This window comes from Rhodopirellula sp. SH410 (assembly GCF_055811895.1).
On record NZ_CM147949.1, the window covers coordinates 595,163 to 608,713 of the forward strand.

The window sequence follows — 13,551 nt, forward strand, 5'->3', positions numbered from 1 at the left end:
GCGGTGAATCAGCCAAACGTGTACGCGTACAAATTGTCTGCTCGACACGCCAGCGGCACGTTACAGACTTTGGCGAGTTCGTTGCGGAAAGCGGTCTGGTCGATGGGGGCGTCGTTCTGGAAGGCGTTCATTAGGATTGTCTCGGCAGACCTCAGGGCGCGTTGAACGCGTGGATCGGTGGCACGCCATGTGGATCGTTTGGGATCGAAGCCTCGCGAAATACGCTCTTCTTCGTCGCCGATCGCGAGGGCAAAGTAAAGCATGCAGGCATCGAAAAACAGATCGCAGCGAGGCCACAGACGATAGGCCAGCGAGATGACACGATCGAGCAATTCGATTTCACAGTCGACTTGGTCTGCGTAGCGAGCAATATCACCGTTTGAGCCACGCACGATCAGGTCACTGATCCGCTGGGCACCGGTGATCGCATGTGCGAGTCCCGTGCTGTGCAGCGGGTCGATGGTCGCGAAGGTCGTCGGTAGGGCTAGGAAGGACGGCGACATCGCTCGGCCGCCTCGCCATCGATGTTGGATCCGTGGTGCTTGCCGCCAGCCACCGGGTGATTCGGCCAATCTCGCTGACTGCAGCCAGTCCCGGAGATTGGGATCGCTCATCACATCAAGGTTGCCCGCCAGATCGTCAGGCATCGTTCGCGTGGCCGCCACTGCGCTGTCCGTCGACGCCGGTCCATGCCAGACGCGTCCCACGCTCGCTCGACCGTCACTCATCGGCAGTTCCCACACCCAACCATCGTGCAGCAGATGGTGGACGGCCGCGTTGCGGGCGTGGTAGGGCAAGTCGTCTGTGTCCACAGCATTGCGAACGGTGGCGTTCACAATATGAGTGAATCTGGCCGCGGTGTTCGTCCGCAGGGAATCGGTGGCTTCGCGGTATCCCAGCCCACGTAGGATGGCTCCTGCTCGTCCCGATGCATCGACAAGTGTGTCACAGGTGAGCGTTTCGCGGACGCCATCGTCGTCAACCTGGCGAACGACGATGCGCCAGGGGGACTCGTGAGTGAGTTCTTCAACAGTGACTCCCAGTCGCACCTCGACACCTTGGCGGCGACAGATGTCAATCAAGTATTGATCGACTTCGGCGCGAACCCAGTGGGAGTCACCGTTTGCGTCATTGGCGCTGGCCGCGACCAGCAAGCGTGAGGCGGGATCGACGGGCCAGGGGCCCGCTGAATCCGAACCAAGCTTAGGCCGATGGTCGTAATAGGTGAAGCCACGCTTGAGGCCGCCGGTCATGGGGGCGAGCGATTCACACCACTTTCCCCAGCCTGTGAGCGGCGCGAGCTCATCGATTCCAAAATCAACTGAGATCTGCTCGAGCGTGCGGCTGGCGATTGGCGTGGACGATTCGCCCACGGCGAAACGCGGGAAATGCGTGCGGTCGAGGACTGCCACGTTTCGTCCGCGGCGCGCCAGTTGCATCGCGGTCAGGGAGCCACCGGGACCGGCCCCCACCACGATTACGTCAAAATGTCGAAGACCGGGCTGGGACATAGGGTCGTTGTTTGAGATTCGTAGGATGGGACCATTGTCCCGTCCGAGAGGTACTTGTCCCGTCCGAGAGATACTTGTCCCGTCCGAGAGATACTTGTCGCTCGGGACAATGGTCCCAAGCTACCTATGCCACAATGCGTGCTCGGGGGGCGAACGATTCTTTCACCGCCTCGACGGAAAATCGATCGACGAGTAGCCCGTCTTGCATGCGGTAGCAGCGATCGGCGCGTTCGGCGATCGATTCGTCGTGCGTGATCATGACGATCGTCAGCCCGTCTTCGCTGTTGAGTTGACGCAAAAGCTGGAGGATCGATTCACCGGTTTCGGTGTCCAGATTTCCCGTCGGTTCATCCGCTAAGAGCAACTCCGGTTCACTCATCAGCGAGCGAGCGATGGCGACTCGTTGCATTTCGCCGCCCGACATCTCCGAGGGTTTATGGGTCTTGCGATCGAGCAGTCCGACTCGGTCGAGCATCGCTTCGGCACGATGGGTTAGCGATTTGCGGTCGCGGAAATAGCCCAGCACGCTGCGAGAAATCATCGCGGGTGTGAGCACGTTTTCCAGAGCCGACAATTCGGGCAGGAGATGATAGAACTGGAAAATGATGCCGATTTGGCGATTGCGATAGGCATCGCGTTGCCGGCGTGAGAGGTTGTCGATACGTTCGCCGCCGAACCAGACTTCGCCCGCATCGGGTTGATCGAGCGTGGCGAGCAAGTGCATCAGCGTGCTCTTGCCGCTGCCGCTGCGACCCACGAGCGCGGAGACCTCACCGTGCTGGAATGCCACATCGACGCCACGCAGCACGGGCAATTCGATCTTGTTCTTGTAGTAGCTCTTAAAGATACCACGGGCTTCGAGAATTGGATTCATGATGTCTTACTCAAAACGAAGAGCGGTAACGGGGTGCATGCGGGCGGCTCGCATCGCTGGCAGTACGCTGGCTGTGGTGGCGATCGCCACCGCACCGGCCATGACCCAGGCGAGTGTGAACGGATTGAGAATGGTGGGGATTTCGGTGAAGTAATAAACCGTGGGGTCAAAGACTTCTTGGCCGGTGATTTTTTCGATCACACCCGCGATCTCGTTGATATGCTCAACGAACAGGATCCCGCCGAGTAGCCCCACACCGCTGCCGACAATCCCCAGCAGCAACCCGTAGCTGAGGAAGATGCTCATCACACCACCCCCACTGGCCCCGAGGGCTTTGAGCGTGCCGATGTCACGTGTCTTTTCGACGACGATCATGAAGAAGGTGGCGAGAATGCCGAACCCGGCAACGGCGATGATCAAGAACAACAGGATATTGAGAATGGTGGTTTCCAAACGTACCGCCGCGAGCAACGGACCTTGCATGTCCCGCCATGTTTGGATGCTGTAGGCGAACATGTCCGGTGGGAAACGATCTCGGAGGGTGTCGCGGACCGCGTTGAGGTTCGCGCCCTCGATGAGTTTGAGCTGGATCGTTGTGACGCTTTTCACGCCCGAAATCGGGTCGATCATGCCGCGGAGATCTTGCAGTTGATCCAGCCGCACGAAGGCGAACGTGCTGTCGTATTCGCTCATGCCGGATTCATACAAATCGACAACGGTGAATTTCTGGTTGAGGACTTTGGGGTTCTCCGAAGCACTCGGGAACATCATTCGGACGTCGTCACCGGGGCGGCAATAATAGTGATCGCGGACAGTGCCCGCATCATCGCGTAGTTTGTTGCTGCACGTAGAGATGCCCAGGATGATGCCGGGGTACTGCTCTGTGGCTGGGTCGAAAGTGGCCGCTTGGGCCGCACCCACTCCGCCGCCGAGTTCAGGGGGCAGGAGGCTGCCGAAGGTAGGCCCGGCCGAGGCGAATGTGTTTTCGTTCTCGTTGTTCTCGTCGTCTTCGATCAGTCCTGCGGCGGCTTCATTCGCCGGGGAGTGTTCGCCCATACCCAACCGCGTCGGGCCGTCTGTCTGCGCGACCGCACCGGTACCGCTGCCGCCCGATTGTGGGCGGGGTGGTTTGCCGCTGCTGAGTTTTTCGGCTTCGCGATTGATGGCTTCCACCCGGGTGCGTTCCTCTGTCAAGGCTCGCTCGTAGGCGACCCGAGCACGGCGATAATGCCAGCCCGATGCGGGGAAGTTCTCTCGCGTCTCCGAAAACCCAGTCTCTCGCAAATCGAAATCGACTTGCTTTTGATTTTCAGGGTGGATCAGGTAGCGACCAAATTGGCTGACTTTGTCGTAGGTGGCGGCGTCGATGCCCACGAGGTTGACGTGCCGCGTGATCAGTTGGCCGTTGAAATCGATCCCCAGCATACTGGGCACATGCACGCTCACCGAGGCGCCTTCGAGATCGTCGCCGACGATGCGTTTGATCTCAGCGAGGTGGGCCTCCGGGTCCGGCATCCCGCCGCTGGCGTGGCACTCGATCAAAATATCCGAGGCCAGGCCATGCAGCCGCTCGTGCATTTCAGCGGAGAAACCTGACATCACGCTATTGACCACAATCAGCGTCGCGACACCGAGCGTGACGCTGATGATCGAGGCGAGCGCTATGTAGCGAGTGCGAAGGTAGCGAAAACAGAGCAGCAGGCGGTACATCCGAGTCCCTGGGGTGGCCGGGCAGTGTCGATTCCTACCGTGAGAAAGGCTTCCTCACGGCATCGCGAGAGTCTACGGGCGCAGCCACGCCGGCAACAATGTCAATATCGCGACGGTATTGTCGACGAGTGCACCTGACGGTTTGCAATTGGCATGGCCTTTGATCTGTAGATCGGTCAGAATCCCGGTTTCACGGTTCACTTCGGATAAACCAGGAGGGCTAGGATGGCCATTTCACCCAAGAATCGCGCTCGAGCGCTCGAGCTCGCCAAGGAATTAAATGAAATCAATGGTGGTCGTTACCACGACGACGGGACGCCCAAGACCTTCGATGAGCTGGAAATCGAAACCAATGCCCTAACCGATCTGCTCAGTTCGATGGCACTGAACGATTCGGCCAAGGATCTGCCCGACGAAGAAAAGCCCATTCGCTGTCCAAAGTGCAAAGCCGTGCCCAAGCCGCACGACCCTGACGACGACGAGCCGATGATCATTCAATCCGCTCGCGGTGAAGTCGAGTGGATCAACGAAGGCTTCTATTGCCGGCGATGTCGCCGGTCTTTTTTTCCCTCGGCTCGCTGAATTGGCGCTTCGCGTTGAAGCCACCGTCAGCCCCAAGGTCGAACGCAAGATGGTTTACGCGGGAGCCAACAAGGCCAGCTATCAGATCGCCAGTGACGATTTGAAAGAACTGGCTGAACTGGACATCAAGACCGAACGGATCCGACTGGCTACGCTGCGAAACGGTAAGGCTCGGCGCGCACTTGAGAAGATCTTGCAGGACGCCTTCCTCGAGAAATCCATTCCCGATCAGAACTACTCGGGGCCCGCTGACAAAGAGGCTCCTGAACTGGCGGTGGTGATGAGCGATGGCGGTCGGTACCAGCGATTCGATCGCGCTGGCGAGAAACCTGAGTCGGGTAGTTTTTGGAAAGAAAGTCGAATGGCGATCTTACTGTCGATGAAAACTAAGTCACACCAGGAAGATCCTGACGCGGAGTTGCCTGACTTCCTGCAAGACGTTTGCATCGCCAAAAAGCTTGCTGATATGGGGTGCGTTGCTGGCGAAAACCCCAAGGGCCAGCGCGTCGAGGTGACGCAGGAGTCTCCTTGGCAACGGCCTGAACTGCTCAGTAAAGACGTGGTTGCTAGCGGTCAAACCTGGAAGGAGTTTGGGCCGATGGCAGCCAGTTCCGCTTGGTACGCCGGCTTTTTCAAGGCGACTGAAAGGGTCTTTGTCTCCGATGGATCCTCGGCGATCGAAGAGATGCAGCAGCAGTGGTTTGGCAACTTCACGAGCGTGCTGGACATCATGCACGCATTGTCTTACAGCTTGGCAGCTGCCCGCGCGATCTACGATAAGCAGCCGCAATCATGGGAGTGCTATCGTCGTTTCGCAACATGGGTTTGGCAGGGAAAGGTCGACGAAGTGATCCTGGAATTGGATCAGCACCAGAAGGAACTTGGGGATCCTCCTGCCGATGCGAGCGACACGGACCCTCGAGAGATTGTTCGTCGATCGCGAGTTTACTATCGCAACCATCGGGGGCGAATGAACTATCCGGAGTACCGTCGGCGTGGCTATCCGCTAACGAGTTCGATCATGGAATCGACGGTCAAGCAGGTCAATCGCCGCATCAAAGGAAGCGAGAAATTCTGGTCGACCGCTGGCGGAGAGGCCGTTTTGGGCCTGCGAGCGGCGTACATTAGCGACAGCAAGCCAATAGAACGCTATTGGAAGCACGCCCAACAAACGGCCAACGGTTGCCGCGCCTACGTCGCAGCTTAAACCTGCAAACTGTCAGGTGCACTCATTGTCGACATTGTCAGCATTGGTGACCGACGACGCCGCCCGTCGCGAGGAACTGACGCGTCTCAGTTCAGGCGGATGGAGCCGTCTGGCTACAATGAGGATCCGCAAAAACAGAAAGATTCTGTTTCGTTGCCAAGCTTTTTCCCCGGCGAGCGAATGGATTGTACGACCTCCCCGCTAGGAACATCGATCATGGTCTCCGAAGCCTTTGACATTACCCGTATCGAGCGGCCTGACTCGGCTCTGCTTCGCTACTACATCCTATGTTCGCTCGCATCGGGGCCGCTGTTTCCGATCATGCTGATCCCGCTACTCTGTCGCTACTACACGCTCAGGTACCGCTTTGACGATCGTGGGATTTCCCTGTCGTGGGGAGTGCTGTTCCGATCGGAAACCTATCTGACGTACAAACGGATCCAGGATATCCATCTGAATCGCAATATCATCCAGCGGTGGCTGGGGTTGGCGACGTTGACGGTGCAAACCGCCTCGGGAGCGGCCACTCCGGAGATGAAGATTGAAGGGGTGTTGGAGGCCGACCTGCTGCGTGATTATCTGTATTCGCAAATGCGAGGCACTCGTCACGAGGACGCATTGAAGGACACGCCGTCGCCGGTCGGCTTGGCGTCGAGCGTCGGCTTGGCGTCGAGCGTCCCCGCGGGTGGCGATGAAGTGCTGCAGCTACTGACAGGTATTCGCGACAATCTCGAGATTCTGACACGCCGCGTGACGCAAATCGAGGAGCGGCAATGAGCGATCTCGATACGTCATCGCCCGAGCAATATGGAGGGCGGGTCTATGAAGGCATCTGGCGGATTTTGGCCAGTTGGTTGCGGGTACCACGCCAGCCACCGGAATTGCCTCAGCAGGCGGGCGAAACGATCCAATCCCGACGTCCTGCGCCCGGGTTTTTGAAATACCTCCAATTCGAATTTGCAGTCGGGATGGCGATCCTCCTGTTCGTTGTCATCATCGGCTGGATCGCACTGACCGTCGCGATACCGCTGGTTGGATTTATTGTGTTATTGCCCTTGGTTCTGCTTGTGGTCGGGGCGCTCGCGATCAGCTGGATCGCCATCCGGCTGCGATTTGACACGACGTGGTATGTGTTCAGCGACCGCAGCATGCGACTGCGACGGGGGATTTGGCTGATTCGTGAGATCACGATCACCTTTGAAAATATCCAGAACGTGCAAACCCGTCAGGGGCCTCTCCAGCGTTTCTTTGGGATCGCCGATGTGATCGTGGAAACAGCGGGAGGTGGGGTGTCGCCCCAAGGCGGCGCGTCCAACGGTCATCAAGGACTGATCGAAGGAATTGCCGATGCCTCCCAACTGCGTGACGTGATCCGTGAAAAGATCGCCGCCAGCCGCACGACAGGTCTAGGCGATGAAACCTCGCCAGCACCCAGCACGGAGACGACGGGGGTGGGCCCTCAGCACATCGGGATTTTGCGAGAAATCGATCGGTTGCTGCGTTCCCAGGGCAACGAAACGCAAGGTCGTCCACTTCATTGAGAGCGAACGCCGAACGTGATCAGGCTGGCGACGCGTGCCCGCCAGTCACCTATTTCGAGCTACTGTCGGTCGGGGACGGCGGGAAAACGAAGTTCTTGAAGATCGCTTTGATCGGATGGGGGGCCTGCCGCCACGGCACGCTCCACGTCACCTGATCGTCCAGTTTGGCCGTGATCGCGTAACTGGTCATCGGCGCCAGGGCGATTTTCCAAACCGATTCGTCTCCGCTCCCCGCAGCCGATTTTCTCGCTTCGATCAAAACCAGTAATTCGGGATCGGTGCCGTGAGCGTACGTGAACAACGCCCCGTCAACGGCCGCGTCGTCCTGATAACGCACCAACGGCTTGGCCAGCAGACGAAGTTCGTCAGCATCGGCACCCTCAAAATCGTCCTGCACCGACAAACGCCGCGAAATTTGTCTCATTTGCAATAACCGCCGCACGACCGATGGCGACGGCGCTGTGGTGTTGACGACGTCTTGGAATTTCACGCCTGCGCTTGCAGGAGACCATACCACCGATCCATTGAACTTGAATTCGAGTGGTTGCTCAGCCAGTGATTGGAATTCGTGAATCCACAATTGATCCGTTCCGGGAGCAATGAAAAACTGCGCAATGGCAACCGGCCTGCCCTCGTTACTCTGCCAGATGAACAGCCCTCCATCGACCACGCCGCTGACGGGATTGGTGAACCGCAACACGGGATCGGGGCGGAACGTCGCGGTTTGATCGTCGCCTAAAGTGACCTCATACATGGCACCACTTTGTTTCATATACGCCAGTCGTTGGTCCGCTGAATCATCGACTGTTGCCATCGGCAGCGGCGATGATGCAGACGCTGGGGGGCTCTGGGCGGACGCGGGCCGAACGGCCACCGAACTCAGCATACAAAACCCAAGTGTCAGCAGCAAAAAGCGTGAGTGGATGTACATGTTGAAACCGAGATGAGAGTGGGCGTGAGGGTTCGAAGGCTGATGAACCCAACCGACGTTTCTGCGACTTGCGCGTTTTGAGCGGACTGTCGCCATTCTATCCGAAATGCCCCGGCGATGAGTCGTTACAATGAGAGCATGTTGTTAGGTAAACGACAGAGGAAACACGATGAGTAGCCCGCTCACGCGAACCAATTTGTCGAATGCCTGAGTCCGTCCCCTCAATAGAGCGAAATTACTGATGAGCGTTTACGACGAACAGTTCGAAGTCATTCGTAACCGGCCTGGCTTCATCGCCGCCCTGGATCAAAGTGGTGGCAGTACGCCCAAGGCATTGGCTGCGTACGGCATCGACGAAAACGCCTGGAGCAACGAAGACGAAATGTTTCAGGTGGTGCACGAGATGCGCACACGCATCATCACAGCCAACAGTTTTAACTCTAGCCGGATCGTCGGCGCCATTTTGTTCGAGGATACACTCGATCGCAAAATCGCCTCCCAACGCACGGGCGACTATCTTTGGACCGTCAAGAGTATCGTGCCTTTCTTGAAAATCGATCATGGACTCGCCGACGAAGCCGACGGGGTGCAGTTGATGAAGCCGATACCGACCTTGGCCAACAGTCTGGCCAAGGCGAAACAGCAGCCCGTCTTCGGCACTAAAATGCGGTCGGTGATTCGGCATGCGAACCCGTCTGGAATCGAGGCGGTCGTGGATCAGCAGTTCCACGTCGCGGCGCAGATCATGGATGCTGGGTTGATGCCGATTATCGAACCCGAGATCGATATCCATTGCCCCGAGAAACGCGAAGCGGAAGGATTGCTACGGGACGCCCTCCAGCAAAAACTCGATAGTTTACCGTCCGATCGCGTGGTGATGCTGAAATTGACACTGCCGGAGATCGATAATCACTACGAGTCACTCGTCGCGCACCGGAACATCCTGAAAGTGGTCGCTCTATCGGGCGGCTATTCTCGCGAAGAGGCCGACGTCAGGCTCAGCCGCCAACAGGGCGTCATCGCCAGTTTCTCGCGTGCGTTGGCGGAAAATCTACATGCCGACCAATCCGATCAACAGTTTGACGAAACACTCGACCGTTCGATCGAATCCATTTTTAAGGCCTCGATTACGTGATCGGCGATGCGGTAGTGGATCTTGTTCATTAAAGATCCGTGCCGTGAGGAGGAGCTTCAACAAGATCTACTACCGCAGTAATCAAGTCGTCGCCGCTTTGCAACTGATAGCCAGGCAAAGGCAGGTGCAATCGTTCGCCTCGATAATCGCTATCGGGATTGACCGCCCAATCGGATCCTGGACGAGCTCGTTGGGGGCGGACGCGTTCACCGACGTGCTCCTTCCGGCGCCGCATGACTTGCGGCGCGGCCCTGATCCGTTCATGCTGGCTGGCAAACAACTGCACCTTTGGTCACCGAGATTCCGGCTCGCTACATGAACGTTGCTCTGTTCGTTCCCTGCTATATCGATCAGTTTTTTCCCGACGTCGCGATCGCGACGCTCGAACTGCTCGAGGCCCAGGGCGTCACTGTCCACTTCCCACCCTCGCAAACCTGTTGCGGTCAGCCGATGGCCAACACGGGGTGTTCGGCGGATGCCGCGCCGGTGGCGCGGAAGTTCGTGGACATGTTTTCGGGTTACGATGCCGTGGTGTGTCCGTCGGGGAGCTGCGCATCGATGATTCGCAATCACTATGGTGACTTCTTTGCTCCCGACGACGAGAAGTACATCCAGGTCCGCGATTCGACCTTCGAGCTCTGCGAATTCCTGGTCAAGCGGCTGGGGGTGCGCAAGATCGAGGGGCGATTCCCGCACAAGGTCAGCATCCATGCGAGTTGTCATGGACTGCGTGAATTGCGACTGGGGCCGTGCAGCGAGGAACAGACACCGCGCGAAAATCTCCTGCGAACGTTGCTCGAATCGCTCGACGACGTCGAAATCATGCCGATCACGCGGGCCGATGAGTGCTGTGGTTTTGGCGGCACGTTTGCGGTTACTGAGCGAGAGACCAGCGTCGCGATGGGTGTCGATCGGGTCCAGGACCACATCGCCGCCCGCAGCGAGGTTATGATTGCAGGGGACATGAGCTGTCTGATGCATATGCAGGGTTTGATTAGCCGCCGCAAGATGCCGATGCGAGTCATGCACATCGCCCAAGTCCTTGCCGGCCGCGAATTAGCGACGAATTAGCGTGAGCGTCAATGCGCTAACGCAAGACGCGGCGAATGACTCGTTATCCCTCCCGGATGACGAGCGGCGTGCGTCTGCATTCGAGGTTCCCATTCTCCCACTCCTCCCACTCTTCCACTCCTCATGTCCGCTTCCCTTCCTATCGTCGATCACCCTCAGGCCGCCAGGGATTTCGTCAATAACGTCCCCCGTTCGCACTGGCACGATGACGCGTTGTGGTTTGTTCGCGTCAAGCGAGATCGGCAGGCCCAGTCGCTGCCCGAATGGGAGTATTTACGCGGGCAAGCATCGGCGATCAAACAGCACACCATCGCCAATTTGGGTGACTATTTAGAGGAGTTTGAGGCCAATGCGACGCGGATGGGAGCCGTCGTGCACTGGGCCGCCGACGCGGCCGAGCACAATCGAATCGTGCTCGAATTGCTGCGGAAAAGCAACGCGCATCGGATCATCAAGAGCAAGTCCATGCTGACCGAGGAATGCGGTCTCAATGAGTACTTGATCGAGAATGGAATTGACGTTGTTGACACGGATTTGGGTGAGCGAATCGTGCAGTTGCGAGGTGAGCACCCCAGTCACATCGTGTTGCCGGCGATTCACATCAAGAAGGAAGAGGTCGGCGAGACGTTTCACAAGTATCTGGGCACCCGTGCGGGTGAGTCTGACCCGCAGGTGCTCACCGAGGCGGCACGCGGTCATTTGCGGGGCAAGTTTCTCGATGGCGAGGTGGGCATCACGGGCGTCAACTTTGCGATTGCTGACACGGGCGGGATTGTCGTTTGTACGAATGAGGGCAATGCCGACTTGGGGGTCTCGCTGCCGCGGGTCCACATTGCGTGCATGGGTATCGAAAAGATGCTGCCGCGATTTGAGGATCTCGGCGTGTTCACGAGGTTATTGGCCCGGAGTGCTACCGGGCAGCCGATCACCAGCTACACATCGCATTTTCACGGTCCACGCGATGAAAACAGCGAGCTGCACATCGTGTTGGTCGACAATGGGCGTTCTCAAATACGCGACAGTGACACGTTTCGCGATTCACTCAACTGCATTCGCTGCGGTGCCTGCATGAACACGTGCCCGGTCTACCGGCGCAGTGGTGGGCATAGCTACAACGCGACTGTGCCCGGGCCGATCGGCAGCGTGCTGGGGCCCGCCCGCGAGCCAAAACTCCACAAGAGCTTGCCGTACGCATGCAGTCTGTGTGGATCTTGCACCGATGTGTGCCCCGTCAAAATTCCGCTGCATCACCAGTTGCTCGCCTGGCGAAAAGTGCTCGTTGGTAAGCGGCTGCTGGCGTGGAACAAACGAATGGGTATGAAGGTGGCCTCGATCCTGTTTCAGCACCCCAAGCTCTTTTCCTTCGCGGGCTACACAGGCCGCGCGGCACTTCGCATGCTCCCCAAGGCGTTGACGCACAATCGGCTCAATGAATGGGCGATTGACCGCGATCTGCCGCAACCGCCGCGGCAGAGCTTTCGGGCCTGGTATGCAGAAAATCGAACCGACACGAAGCTGGAGAAAACGAAATGAGTAACCCAACCGCCGCCACGGAAGAGTCGCACAGCCGCCAGGTGATTCTCGATCGATTGCGTGGCCGGACCGTCGACGCGCCGGCTTTGTCGTCGGTGGACCCTCGCCAACTGATTCATTTCGACGATCCCGTGGCTCACTTCGAGCAGACCCTAGGCCAGGTCGGTGGTCAGTCGCACCGGGTGGAATCGTGTCAGGAAATCGCGGAGATTCTCGGTGGTTTGGACGAGTTTCGATCCGCCGAGCGGATTGCATCGACCGTCCCTGAGGCTGTCGCGCCCACTGTTGACTTGACGGCTATCGACGATCCACACACGCTCGCTTCGCTAGACTGGACAATTGTGCGAGGCGAGTTCGGTGTCGCCGAAAACGGATCGATTTGGATCGATGGGGCGACATTACCGCACCGGGTGATGATCTTTATCGCCCAGTACCTCGCGATTGTCGTTTCCCGCGCGGAGTTGGTGGATCAGATGCATCAAGCGTATGCGCGGATTGGGACGCCTGCGCCCGGCTTTGGAGTTTTTGTGTCTGGGCCGAGTAAAACCGCCGATATCGAACAATCCCTCGTGTTAGGTGCTCATGGCTGCCGCAAATTGCAGGTCTTTTTGTTGCCATGAAATCCACGCATGTGGGTGGGTGTTGAAAACCCGGCATGCCAGCGAGGGGCGAAATGTCGCCGCTCACCGGTTCGTCGGGTTTTGTTTTTTGCGTTACTGTTGGGTGGGCAAATTGGTCGCCAGGCTGTCTGAGAATTGGGAATATAAATTTTCAATCAATTCCCCAGAACCCGTTGACGATTCTTGCTCCCGCCCGTACATTCTCGCCTCCTCGCAGCAAATTGGTTTGTTGCGGTGGATCTCGTGTTCGCCGTCAAAGAAGATAGGTCTCGATCGTGTCAACTGGTGCCAGTGAAATTATTCGCATTCGTATGGAAGCATACGACCATGCAGTTCTGGATCAGAGCGCGCGTGACATTGTCGATACGGTGAAAGCGACCGCGAGCATTGTTCATGGTCCGATTCCACTGCCGACCCGCATTGAGCGGTACACAGTGCTCTCGAGTCCGTTTGTGAATAAGAAGGCTCGTCAGCAATTTGAGATCCGTACGCACAAGCGTTTGGTAGACATTGTCCAGGCTTCGGCCAAGACCATTGAAGCGTTGAATAAACTCAGTCTACCGGCTGGGGTTGACATTAAGATCAAGGCGTCCGCCCGCTGATCTGGTCAGTCGCGAGAGTCGCGGGTCGCTTGAGCTGGATGAGCTATGCTCTCCTAGGCACGCCACTCATGGATCTCTCGCCAGCTCACTTTTTGTGGGCGAGTGTTTAGCCGGTTCTCTTGCGGTCTGTTTTCCGCCGGAGCGTGTTTGAGTCAGGTCCCTTCGTCAGCCGTTGGCGTTGGGTTAGTTCATTACTTTTGTAGTTACAGTTTTCCGTATGGTCGGAAGCTTCGG

The 13,551-nt window shown here is 57.8% G+C and carries 13 protein-coding genes; 9 read left to right on the forward strand and 4 right to left on the reverse strand.

From position 1 onward, the window contains the following. Positions 1-8: 8 nt before the first annotated feature. The 3 genes from SH410x_RS02420 to SH410x_RS02430 form a co-directional block, all read right to left on the reverse strand. Positions 9-1,511 carry an NAD(P)/FAD-dependent oxidoreductase gene (locus tag SH410x_RS02420; RefSeq protein ID WP_473674272.1) on the reverse strand — a complete coding sequence of 501 codons (1,503 nt, stop codon included), beginning with the start codon at positions 1,509-1,511 and terminating at the stop codon, positions 9-11. Between the two features lie 124 nt (positions 1,512-1,635). Further along, entirely contained in the window at positions 1,636-2,385 is a 750-nt protein-coding gene (locus tag SH410x_RS02425) for an ABC transporter ATP-binding protein (RefSeq protein WP_473674273.1), read from the reverse strand. Positions 2,386-2,391: 6 nt separating this feature from the next. After that, positions 2,392-4,095, reverse strand: a complete 1,704-nt coding sequence (locus tag SH410x_RS02430; protein WP_473674275.1) for an ABC transporter permease — start codon at positions 4,093-4,095, stop codon at positions 2,392-2,394. 225 nt (positions 4,096-4,320) lie between these two features. Here SH410x_RS02430 and SH410x_RS02435 point away from each other — a divergent pair, with 225 nt between their 5' ends. The 4 genes from SH410x_RS02435 (at position 4,321) to SH410x_RS02450 (ending at position 7,425) form a co-directional block, all read left to right on the forward strand. Further along, positions 4,321-4,677, forward strand: a complete 357-nt coding sequence (locus SH410x_RS02435) for a hypothetical protein (protein WP_473669212.1) — start codon at positions 4,321-4,323, stop codon at positions 4,675-4,677. 1 nt (position 4,678) lies between these two features. Beyond that, positions 4,679-5,884, forward strand: a complete 1,206-nt coding sequence (locus SH410x_RS02440) for a hypothetical protein (RefSeq protein WP_473669210.1) — start codon at positions 4,679-4,681, stop codon at positions 5,882-5,884. 216 nt (positions 5,885-6,100) lie between these two features. After that, positions 6,101-6,661 (forward strand): PH domain-containing protein, encoded by a 561-nt coding sequence (locus tag SH410x_RS02445; RefSeq protein ID WP_473674277.1) that lies wholly within the window; start codon positions 6,101-6,103, stop codon positions 6,659-6,661. Beyond that, positions 6,658-7,425, forward strand: coding sequence for a PH domain-containing protein (locus SH410x_RS02450; protein WP_473674279.1), 768 nt, complete (start codon positions 6,658-6,660; stop codon positions 7,423-7,425). The genes SH410x_RS02445 and SH410x_RS02450 overlap by 4 nt, the downstream gene beginning before the upstream one ends. Before the next feature lie 49 nt (positions 7,426-7,474). On the opposite strand, the gene SH410x_RS02455 is transcribed toward SH410x_RS02450, so the two are convergent. Next, positions 7,475-8,356 (reverse strand): hypothetical protein, encoded by an 882-nt coding sequence (locus tag SH410x_RS02455; RefSeq protein ID WP_473674281.1) that lies wholly within the window; start codon positions 8,354-8,356, stop codon positions 7,475-7,477. A gap of 241 nt (positions 8,357-8,597) precedes the next feature. On the opposite strand from SH410x_RS02455, the gene SH410x_RS02460 reads away from it, so the two are divergent. The 5 genes from SH410x_RS02460 (at position 8,598) to rpsJ (ending at position 13,317) form a co-directional block, all read left to right on the forward strand. Further along, positions 8,598-9,491 carry a fructose bisphosphate aldolase gene (locus SH410x_RS02460; protein WP_473674283.1) on the forward strand — a complete coding sequence of 298 codons (894 nt, stop codon included), beginning with the start codon at positions 8,598-8,600 and terminating at the stop codon, positions 9,489-9,491. Positions 9,492-9,806: 315 nt separating this feature from the next. Beyond that, entirely contained in the window at positions 9,807-10,562 is a 756-nt protein-coding gene (locus tag SH410x_RS02465) for a (Fe-S)-binding protein (protein WP_473674285.1), read from the forward strand. A 123-nt stretch (positions 10,563-10,685) separates the two neighbouring features. Further along, entirely contained in the window at positions 10,686-12,095 is a 1,410-nt protein-coding gene (locus SH410x_RS02470; protein ID WP_473674287.1) for a lactate utilization protein B, read from the forward strand. Continuing rightward, positions 12,092-12,715, forward strand: a complete 624-nt coding sequence (locus SH410x_RS02475; RefSeq protein ID WP_473674289.1) for a LutC/YkgG family protein — start codon at positions 12,092-12,094, stop codon at positions 12,713-12,715. The genes SH410x_RS02470 and SH410x_RS02475 overlap by 4 nt, the downstream gene beginning before the upstream one ends. Before the next feature lie 275 nt (positions 12,716-12,990). Then, the gene (rpsJ, locus tag SH410x_RS02480; RefSeq protein WP_473674291.1) at positions 12,991-13,317 is read left to right on the forward strand and encodes a 30S ribosomal protein S10; all 327 of its coding nucleotides are present in this window, start codon (positions 12,991-12,993) and stop codon (positions 13,315-13,317) included. The last annotated feature ends 234 nt before the right edge of the window (positions 13,318-13,551 follow it).

Excerpts from the sequence above, each read along its gene's own strand:
- SH410x_RS02435 (WP_473669212.1), top strand. The coding sequence starts at position 4,321 with ATGGCCATTTCACCCAAGAATCGCGCTCGAGCGCTCGAGCTCGCCAAG.
- SH410x_RS02455 (WP_473674281.1), bottom strand. The coding sequence starts at position 8,356 with ATGTACATCCACTCACGCTTTTTGCTGCTGACACTTGGGTTTTGTATG.
- SH410x_RS02450 (WP_473674279.1), top strand. The coding sequence starts at position 6,658 with ATGAGCGATCTCGATACGTCATCGCCCGAGCAATATGGAGGGCGGGTC.
- SH410x_RS02420 (WP_473674272.1), bottom strand. The coding sequence starts at position 1,511 with ATGTCCCAGCCCGGTCTTCGACATTTTGACGTAATCGTGGTGGGGGCC.
- SH410x_RS02465 (WP_473674285.1), top strand. The coding sequence starts at position 9,807 with ATGAACGTTGCTCTGTTCGTTCCCTGCTATATCGATCAGTTTTTTCCC.
- SH410x_RS02470 (WP_473674287.1), top strand. The coding sequence starts at position 10,686 with ATGTCCGCTTCCCTTCCTATCGTCGATCACCCTCAGGCCGCCAGGGAT.
- SH410x_RS02430 (WP_473674275.1), bottom strand. The coding sequence starts at position 4,095 with ATGTACCGCCTGCTGCTCTGTTTTCGCTACCTTCGCACTCGCTACATA.
- SH410x_RS02475 (WP_473674289.1), top strand. The coding sequence starts at position 12,092 with ATGAGTAACCCAACCGCCGCCACGGAAGAGTCGCACAGCCGCCAGGTG.
- SH410x_RS02460 (WP_473674283.1), top strand. The coding sequence starts at position 8,598 with ATGAGCGTTTACGACGAACAGTTCGAAGTCATTCGTAACCGGCCTGGC.
- SH410x_RS02445 (WP_473674277.1), top strand. The coding sequence starts at position 6,101 with ATGGTCTCCGAAGCCTTTGACATTACCCGTATCGAGCGGCCTGACTCG.
- SH410x_RS02425 (WP_473674273.1), bottom strand. The coding sequence starts at position 2,385 with ATGAATCCAATTCTCGAAGCCCGTGGTATCTTTAAGAGCTACTACAAG.